The organism is Candidatus Electronema sp. TJ, from assembly GCF_048287355.1.
Lineage (GTDB): Bacteria > Desulfobacterota > Desulfobulbia > Desulfobulbales > Desulfobulbaceae > Electronema.
The window spans coordinates 1-7,574 of sequence record NZ_JBLWEP010000114.1 but is presented as its reverse complement, the minus strand read 5'-3'; the positions used below and the strand labels follow the sequence as shown (position 1 = coordinate 7,574).

7 protein-coding genes and 1 pseudogene are annotated in these 7,574 nt (G+C 61.4%); 1 reads left to right on the top strand and 7 read right to left on the bottom strand.

Annotation, left to right across the window (positions count from 1 at the left end; translation table 11 throughout):
• From ACNKID_RS08875 to ACNKID_RS08845, 7 genes and pseudogenes are all read right to left on the bottom strand, one after another.
• Positions 1-935: pseudogene (locus ACNKID_RS08875) on the bottom strand (hypothetical protein); the annotation flags it as partial.
• Between the two features lie 286 nt (positions 936-1,221).
• Positions 1,222-2,223: a thiamine-phosphate kinase gene (thiL, locus tag ACNKID_RS08870; RefSeq protein WP_417913076.1), complete on the bottom strand. Its 1,002-nt coding sequence runs from the start codon at positions 2,221-2,223 to the stop codon at positions 1,222-1,224.
• Complete coding sequence (gene ptsP, locus ACNKID_RS08865) at positions 2,210-4,012, bottom strand: phosphoenolpyruvate--protein phosphotransferase (protein ID WP_417913075.1); 1,803 nt, start codon at positions 4,010-4,012, stop codon at positions 2,210-2,212. Before ptsP ends, thiL begins: the two co-directional genes overlap by 14 nt.
• Before the next feature lie 2 nt (positions 4,013-4,014).
• Positions 4,015-4,287 (bottom strand): HPr family phosphocarrier protein, encoded by a 273-nt coding sequence (locus ACNKID_RS08860; protein ID WP_417913074.1) that lies wholly within the window; start codon positions 4,285-4,287, stop codon positions 4,015-4,017.
• On the bottom strand, positions 4,284-4,649 hold the full coding sequence (locus tag ACNKID_RS08855) for a hypothetical protein (protein ID WP_417913073.1): 366 nt from the start codon (positions 4,647-4,649) through the stop codon (positions 4,284-4,286). The genes ACNKID_RS08860 and ACNKID_RS08855 overlap by 4 nt, the downstream gene beginning before the upstream one ends.
• 3 nt (positions 4,650-4,652) lie before the next feature.
• Complete coding sequence (locus tag ACNKID_RS08850) at positions 4,653-5,831, bottom strand: HD domain-containing phosphohydrolase (protein ID WP_417913072.1); 1,179 nt, start codon at positions 5,829-5,831, stop codon at positions 4,653-4,655.
• Between the two features lie 99 nt (positions 5,832-5,930).
• Entirely contained in the window at positions 5,931-6,755 is an 825-nt protein-coding gene (locus ACNKID_RS08845; protein WP_417913071.1) for a class I SAM-dependent methyltransferase, read from the bottom strand.
• A gap of 72 nt (positions 6,756-6,827) precedes the next feature.
• Between ACNKID_RS08845 and kdsB the strand changes: the two genes are divergently transcribed.
• The coding region (gene kdsB, locus ACNKID_RS08840) for a 3-deoxy-manno-octulosonate cytidylyltransferase (protein WP_417913070.1) at positions 6,828-7,574 on the top strand (747 nt) is incomplete at its 3' end.

The window sequence follows — 7,574 nt, the reverse complement described above, 5'->3', positions numbered from 1 at the left end:
CCTGCGCCGAAGCGTCCGTACTCGCCCAGCGTGTCGAACTCGTCAAAGGCGGAACGCGCCTCGAAGAAGAGCGAGGCGTTGAAGCCCTGTGGCTGACCGTAAATGCGTGCGCCGATGTTGGCGATCAGATCCACGTCGCTGTCCTCGCCCGGCAAGTCGTCGTTGCCGTCAGTGATCCAGCCGCCTGCGCCGATGCCGATGAAGGCCTGCGACCATTGGTTGCCGAAGCGGAAGCGGAACCAGTCGTACTGGAGCAGGAAATCAACCAGAAACGCGTCAGTGCCGTCAGTGCCGGACAGATGCGGCGCGCCGCCGACCATAGCCAGCAAGGAAAGCCGCTCGCTCAGAGAATGCTCGACACCGGCCCGCAGCAGCAGGTAATCCGCCGGATCGGACTGATGCAGATAGCCGACATCCGCGACAAAACGGAAGCCGAAGCAGGAGATGCAGCCGGTCTGGCCGCTTCCCGTTCCAGCACCGCCGCCGGTGATGACCTCTTTCAGAGCCAAGTTGCCGCAGGCCAAAGGCACGGCGAAGACATACTGCGAGCCGTCTTTGTAAATGGAGAATTCATAAGCCGCCAACGGCCTTCCGCCGCCCCAGACCATGTCGTTGACCACCCGCACCGAGCCGTGGCCGCGATCTTTGGACAGCATCCAGACAAAAGTCTGTCCCGGCATGTAGTCAACCCGTCTGATCTTGGCACTGGCGAACTGCTCCATCAGCGGCTGGTGCAGTTCAGGATAACCTGCCTGATACATGCCGTCCTGAATGTCTGTCTGCGCGACTTGCATCATGTCGCGGAGATCGTCCGCCGAACTCAGCGGCGGAGCGTAAAATGGATTGCGGCGCACATCGGTGACTGTGACCGCTTGGGCGGCACACACCGATAGCACCAGCAGGAGCGCGGCCTGCAGCAGAACTTTCAGCTTCATCGTTCATCCCTCCTTTGCTTCTTTGTGGAATTTTCCGGAGCAAACTGATCTGCCGGAAGGTTTAATTTTTTGTATTGTTCATTTATATAGGCTCCGCCGTAAATTCGCAAGGCAAAAGTATCTGGCAGCGGGAAAAGAGGCTGCCGTCCTGCTGTTTGGCGCGGCGGCATGTTCGCCTCGTGCTCCGCCGTTTCCAGCAGAAAAAAACAGCAGTGGAGCAAGACCGGCTCTCTTCAACCTGCCTGCGACTCCTTCTTGTTGATTGCGCAGGAAAGCTTTCACAAAATCACTCTTCCTTTGTGAAATGATCAAATCCTTGAAAAGAGATATTCTCTTCTATCCTGCCGTCGCTGCGGACCAGCTTCAGGCCTGTCCCATCACTGATTTCGCCCGCAGGATAAATTGTCCAGCCCTGAGCCGCCGCTGCCTGTTTTAACCGTTCGCCGTCCCCTTCGGCGGCGGTGAAGAGCAGCTCGTAGTCCTCGCCGCCGGAGAGCATCCAGCGCAGCGTGCAATCCTTGTTGAGCAATGCCGCCGCTCCGGCCAGTTTCTCGCCGCCGGGCAGCAGATCAGCCTTGATCACCGCGCCGACTTTGCTGGCCTTGCAGATTTGGGCCAGATCCGTGGCCAAGCCGTCAGACATGTCCATCATCGCGTGCACCAAGCCAGTCTGCGCTAAGAAACGCCCCAGCTCCACACGCGGCTGCGGATCAAGATGGGCAAGGATGAGCTGCCGCCAGGCCGCGTCCGCCAGCGTTTTTTCCGCCTGAAGCAGAGACAGTCCGGCAGCTGACCAACCCAGCGGCCCGGAGACAAAAATTGTGTCGCCGGGCTGCGCGGTGTCGCGGCGCAGCACTTGTTCTTTTTGCATCTCGCCTATCACGGTCAAGGTCAATGAGATCTGTTCCGGACTGCACACTGTGTCCCCGCCGATGAGCAGGCAGCCTTGCTCTTGGCAGGCGGCAATAACTCCCTGCATGAATTGTCTGGCCCAGGCCGGATCAAAGTCCGCAGGCAGGCCAAGGGAAAGCAGGACGAAAAGCGGCCTGCCGCCCATCGCCGCGATGTCGCTGACATTCACCGCCACAGTCTTGCGGCCCAGCAGTTCCGGCGGATGCCAGTCGCGGCGGAAGTGGATGGACTCAACCAAGGTGTCCATAGTCAGCAGCCAGACCATGCCGCCCCCCTTCTCCACCACAGCGCAGTCGTCACCGATGCCCAGCAGCAAGCCTTCCGTGCCGCCGTCTGCCAGCTGGCGGATATGCTCAATCAGTTCAAGCTCGTTCATCACGATCTAAAAACTGGTCGGGATAATTGGCCGTCAGATACTGGGAAAGCAGGGAGGCGGTTTCCGTGCTGTCCTTGCAGTGCAGGACGCGGGCGGCGAGTTCGGTCAAGCGGGCAAAGGTGGAATGGCGGAGCAGACGTTTGACATGAGGAATGGCGGATGGCCGCATGGACAGCTCGTCCAAACCAAGACCGAGCAGCACCGGCGCGGTGAAGACATCGCCTGCCATCTCGCCGCAAAGGGAAACCTCAATGCCTTGACGGTGGCCTGCGTCCACGGTCTGGCTGATCATCCGCAGCACCGCCGGATGGAGCGGGTCATACATCTGGGCCACGTACTCGTTGCCCCGGTCTATGGCCAGCGAGTACTGAATCAGGTCATTGGTGCCGATGCTGAAGAAGTCCGCCTCAGCGGCAAGGCTGTCAGCCATGACCACCGCGCTGGGCACTTCAATCATGATGCCGACCTCAGTTTCCGGGTTGAAGGGAACGCCTTCCGCCGCCAGCCGCTCCATCACTCCGCTGATCACCGCCCGCGCCTCGCGCAGTTCGCTGAGAGAGCTGATCAGGGGCAGGAGGATGCGCAGTCTGCCGTGACAGGCCGCCCGCAGCAGAGCGCGAAGCTGCGTCTCAAAGAGGTTTTTTTCCCGCAGGGAGAAACGGATGGAGCGCAGCCCGAGGGCCGGATTGCGCTCGCGGCTCAGGCGCAGCTCCGGCAGATGCGAGGAAAGCTTGTCGCCGCCAATGTCCAAGGTGCGGATGGTCACGGGCTGAGGCGCAAGGGCTGAGGCCATGTTCCGATAAATAGAGAAGAGCTTCTCCTCATCTGGAAGCTGTCTGCTCTGGAGGTAGCCGAATTCCGAACGGAAGAGGCCGATCCCGGCAGCCCCGTAGTAAATCACCGCCTCCAGCTCGTCAGGTATCTCAATGTTGGCGGAAAGCCGCACCCGCAGGCCGTCCACTGTCTCCGAGGAGAGGCGGATGTACCAGCTCATTTCGTCGGAGAAGACCCGGTGCTGGCGGTCGTATTCCAGATAAAGCCGCTGCTGGTCAAGGGTCGGATGCAGGCAGACCCGGCCCTCGTAGCCGTCAAGGATGATGGTGTCGCCGCTGCGGCAGCGGCTGGTGAGGCCGCTCACCCCCAGCACCGCAGGCAGGCCGAGCGAGCGGGCGACTATGGCGGTGTGCGAGGTGGAGCCGCCTTTTTCGGTGAGGAAGCCTAGTACCTTGTCGGTGTGCATCCGTATTGTATCTTCAGGCGAAAAATCCTCGCCTGCCACGATCACTGGCTCGGCAAAGCCTGCCGGAAAGCTGCGCCCTTGGCCGCTGAGCTGCTCGGCCACTAAGCGGGCCACATACTCCACATCTGCGAAACGGCTGCGGATGTAGTCGTCAGCGATATGGTCAAACTTCCGCTTGATCAGGCCGAGGGAGAGGTCAAGTGCCCATTCGGCGTTGATCTGCCGCTGGCGGATGAGGTTTTGGGTCTGCTCGACGATCATCCGATCCCGCATCATGCGGATGTGCGAGTCAACAATGGCCACAGTGTCAGCCAGATCGCCCTCGAACTGCTGCCGCAGCTTGATCAGGCCCTGCTCGGCCCGGTCCACGGCAGCGGAGAAGCGGGCCGCCTCCCGCTCCGCCGCGCCCGGCTCCAGCAGGTAGCGGATAAAGCCGTCCTCCTGCGGGCTGAAGACCACCACCTTGCCGACCACGATGCCAGGCGAGCCGCTGATGCCGTGTAGGGTCTCAGGCTCGCCCGGCTCAGGCCGCTCTGCCGTGCTGTCCATGATCAGCTCTCCTCTGCGGCCGAAAGCAGACGGTCAATGGCCTGCGCCGCCTGAGCTGCCTGCGGTCCTTCCGCTGTGCAGCGGGCCATACTGCCCTCAACGAGGGCAAGACTGAGCAGTTCCAGCACTGAGGAACAGTCCGCCGTTTCTCCCTGTGCGCTGCTGATGCGCACCGTCGCGTCATAGGCGGCGGCTGTTTCGCTCAGCTTGGCCGCCACCCGGCAGTGCACGCCTTTCGGGAGGGAGACACGGCTCTCCCAAACCAATTGGCTCATTTGACTAAACGAAGGCCGCCTCTGGCCTTCGTCTCCGGCTGCTGCTGCGCGGGCTTCGGCTTGTCGATCCGCAGGGCTTTGATGAAGCGGCCTTTCCCGCCCATGGTGAAGCTCTCCTGGCCAGTGAACTGCGGCGTGCGCAGCGTCCACACCACGGGCTGGGGCGGCACTGTGAGAAGGTGCAGAGAGAGATGCCACCACTCGTCGCGGCGGGACTGATCGCGCTCAATCTCCGTCACCACGGCGTAGAAAAGCGCGGGCTGCTTCTCTTCCTCCGCGAGGACAAGGACAATGTCGCCCAGTTCGGTGCTCTCTTTGAAGGGGATGAGCTTTTTCAGCTCGGCAATGGCTTGCTCGATCATAACTCAGGGAAACTTCAGCTGGATGGCGTGAATAACATCGGTGATCTGGAAAAAGGTGTCCACCAGCTCCGGATCGAAGTGCTGGCCAGACTCCTTGCGGAGTTCATCATAGGTCAGCTCTCTGCTCCACGCCTCCTTGTAGCTGCGTTTGGAAGAGAGCGCGTCAAAGACATCAGCCAAGGCTGTGATGCGGGCGGCGAGCGGAATCGCCTCGCCAGCCAGCCCTTCAGGGTAGCCGGAGCCGTTCCAGCGCTCGTGATGATAGAGGATGATCTCCCGCGCGATCCTGTCCAAGGCGGAGGACTGCGGCGAGATGTTGTCGAACAGCCTGGCTCCATAGAGCGTGTGCTGCTTCATGTGATCAAACTCCTCCGGCGTGAGGCGCCCTGGTTTCTTCAGGATGGAGTCGGGAATGCCGACCTTGCCCGCATCGTGCAGCATCGAAGCCTGGCTGATGATGTCGCGGAAGCGCCGCATCTCCCAGCGGGGCACCTTTCTATTCTCGGCCCAGCGCTGGTAGATCTCGGCGCAGAAGGCACTCACCCTCTGAACATGGGCACCGGTTTCTTTGGGATCGTGCAGCTCAGCCATCTTCGCCATGCGCAGTACCAGCGCCCTGTTGAGGATGCTCCGCTCGATGAGGGCTGCGGCGTTGTTGGTGAAGATAGGCACCAAGGTCTTTGTCTGCTCAGAGAAGACTGTCGGCCTGCCCCGCCGGTCCTTGGCGTTGATGAGCTGCATCACCCCCACCAAGCTGTGGCCGCAGGAGATCAGCGGCACCGCGAGAATGGACACAGTGCGGTAGCCGCTCTGCTCGTCGAACGAAGCGTTGAAACGGTACGGCACGCCTTCAGGAATGGTGTACGCGTCATCGATGGAGACCATCTCCTTGGTCAGGGCGCAGTAGCCGACAATGGAGCTGTCGCTCACCGGCAGGCTCTCGGTGCCGTACTGGGAGATGCCTCCTCCTCGGTGGCCGAAGATGGTGTCATTCTGCACATGGCGGAACTCCAGCTCGTCATTCTGCATCAGGAAGATCGATCCTGCGTCAGCCTTGGCCAGAGCGCGGGCCTCATGCAGGGTGCAGTCCAAGATCATGTCCACATCCTGCAGCTGATTCAGCTGGCTGATGGTGTTGATGATGGACACGACGGTCTCTTTTTTCAACCCTTGTGAAAACATAATGCCTCTCCCCGCTTGTTGTTCCTGTTGAACCTCCTGCTCCCCCTCAGATGAAAAAGAAGTCAAAATATTAACTAAGAGCGGCGGGAATTGCCAGCACTATTCCTGCGGCAGCGGCTGCGGCTCTTGTTCAGCGAGGTAAACATCGAAGCGCACAGTCTTTCCGTGCAGAGCATGGGAGGGAGCCTGCCCGGCCAGATGCGGGGACTTTGCAGGCCGTTTGACCGCCACCCTGTGACTCGCGGCCCGCGCCGCGTCCAGCAAGGCTTTCTCTTCCTCCAAGCTGGGCGGAGGAGAAAGCAGCTGCAGCAGCTGGGCCTCTTTCTTGACCAAGGCAGTCTTGCTCCGCTCCGGGAACATGGGATCCAGATAGACCAGCTCGATGCGCTCTCCCTGCAACGCGGCAGCCCGCAAGGCGGCAACGGAGCAGCCGCAGCTCAGACTAATCCTGCTGGCGATGGCCGCAGCAGCTGGATGCAGGCGGGCGCGTTCGAGGCCGTCAGCCAGCAGCGCAGCCACAACTGGGTTCCGCTCAAAAATATGCACTGCGCAGCCTGCTGCGGCCAAGAGAAAGCTGTCCCTGCCCAGGCCGCCGGTTGCGTCGAGCACAGCAGGCCGGAAGCCGCCCTTGCAGCCAGCGGCCCGCAGCAGCAGCTCTTTGCCCTGCTGCTGGCAGCGGAAGGCGAAGGCCCCGGCAACGAAGTCCACCCGCAGCGGCCCGCGCAGCTGCGGGTCATCTGGCTTAACTAATTCCAGCCCCTCTGCTGTGCAGCGCAGCAGGAGCTGGCGACGCTCGTTCTCCGCAGCCACAGGCAAGCCAAGCCGGGCGGCCAGCGCCTCCGTCTGAGGGCGCAGCTCAGGCGCGGCGCAGGCCACAGCCAAATCAGGCGGGAACACAGCAGCCAGCTCCGTTATTTTGCGCATTGATCTTTCATGGCCCGCACTGTATCATGTTCCTGTTTTTTTGCAAGGCAAGGGAAGAAGAAAGGAAGAACCATGACCACAGCACAACCCAATGTCATTGCCATCATACCTGCCCGCTGGCAGTCGAGCCGCTTTCCTGGCAAGCCCTTGGCCCTGATCGCGGGCAAGCCGATGCTCCAGCACGTGGTTGAGCGTGCGAGGCAGGTTCCTCTGCTCAGCCGAGTGGCTGTCGCAACGGATGATGAGCGCATCGCCCAAGCCGTGGCAGCCTTTGGCGCAGAAGCGGTGCTGACCCGCTCCGACCATGTGTCGGGCACCGACCGTCTGGCCGAGGCAGCCGAGCTGCTGGGCATTGCTGAGCAGGACGTGGTGGTGAATATCCAAGGGGATCAGCCGCTCTTCCCGCCGGAGGTGATCAACCAAGTGGCGCGACCGCTCCTCGAAGACCCGGCATTGCCCATGGCGACCTTGATCTACAAGATCATCCGCCCGGAGGAGATCGGCGACCCCAACCATGTGAAGACGGTCTTTGACCGCAGCGGCAACGCCCTCTACTTCTCGCGCTCGCCCATCCCCTATCAGCGCAGCGCGGCGGACGGCACGCCCACCTATTATAAACACCTTGGCTTTTACGCCTACCGCAAGGGCTTTCTGCTCAGCTTTGTCGCTCTGCCCGAAGGCGAGTGGGAACGCTTCGAGAAGCTGGAGCAGCTCCGCGCCTTGGAGTACGGCTACCGGATTAAAGTGGTGCTGACCGAGCATGACTCCATCGAGGTCGACACCCCGCAGGATGCGCTGCGGGCAGAAGCGGAGCTGTTG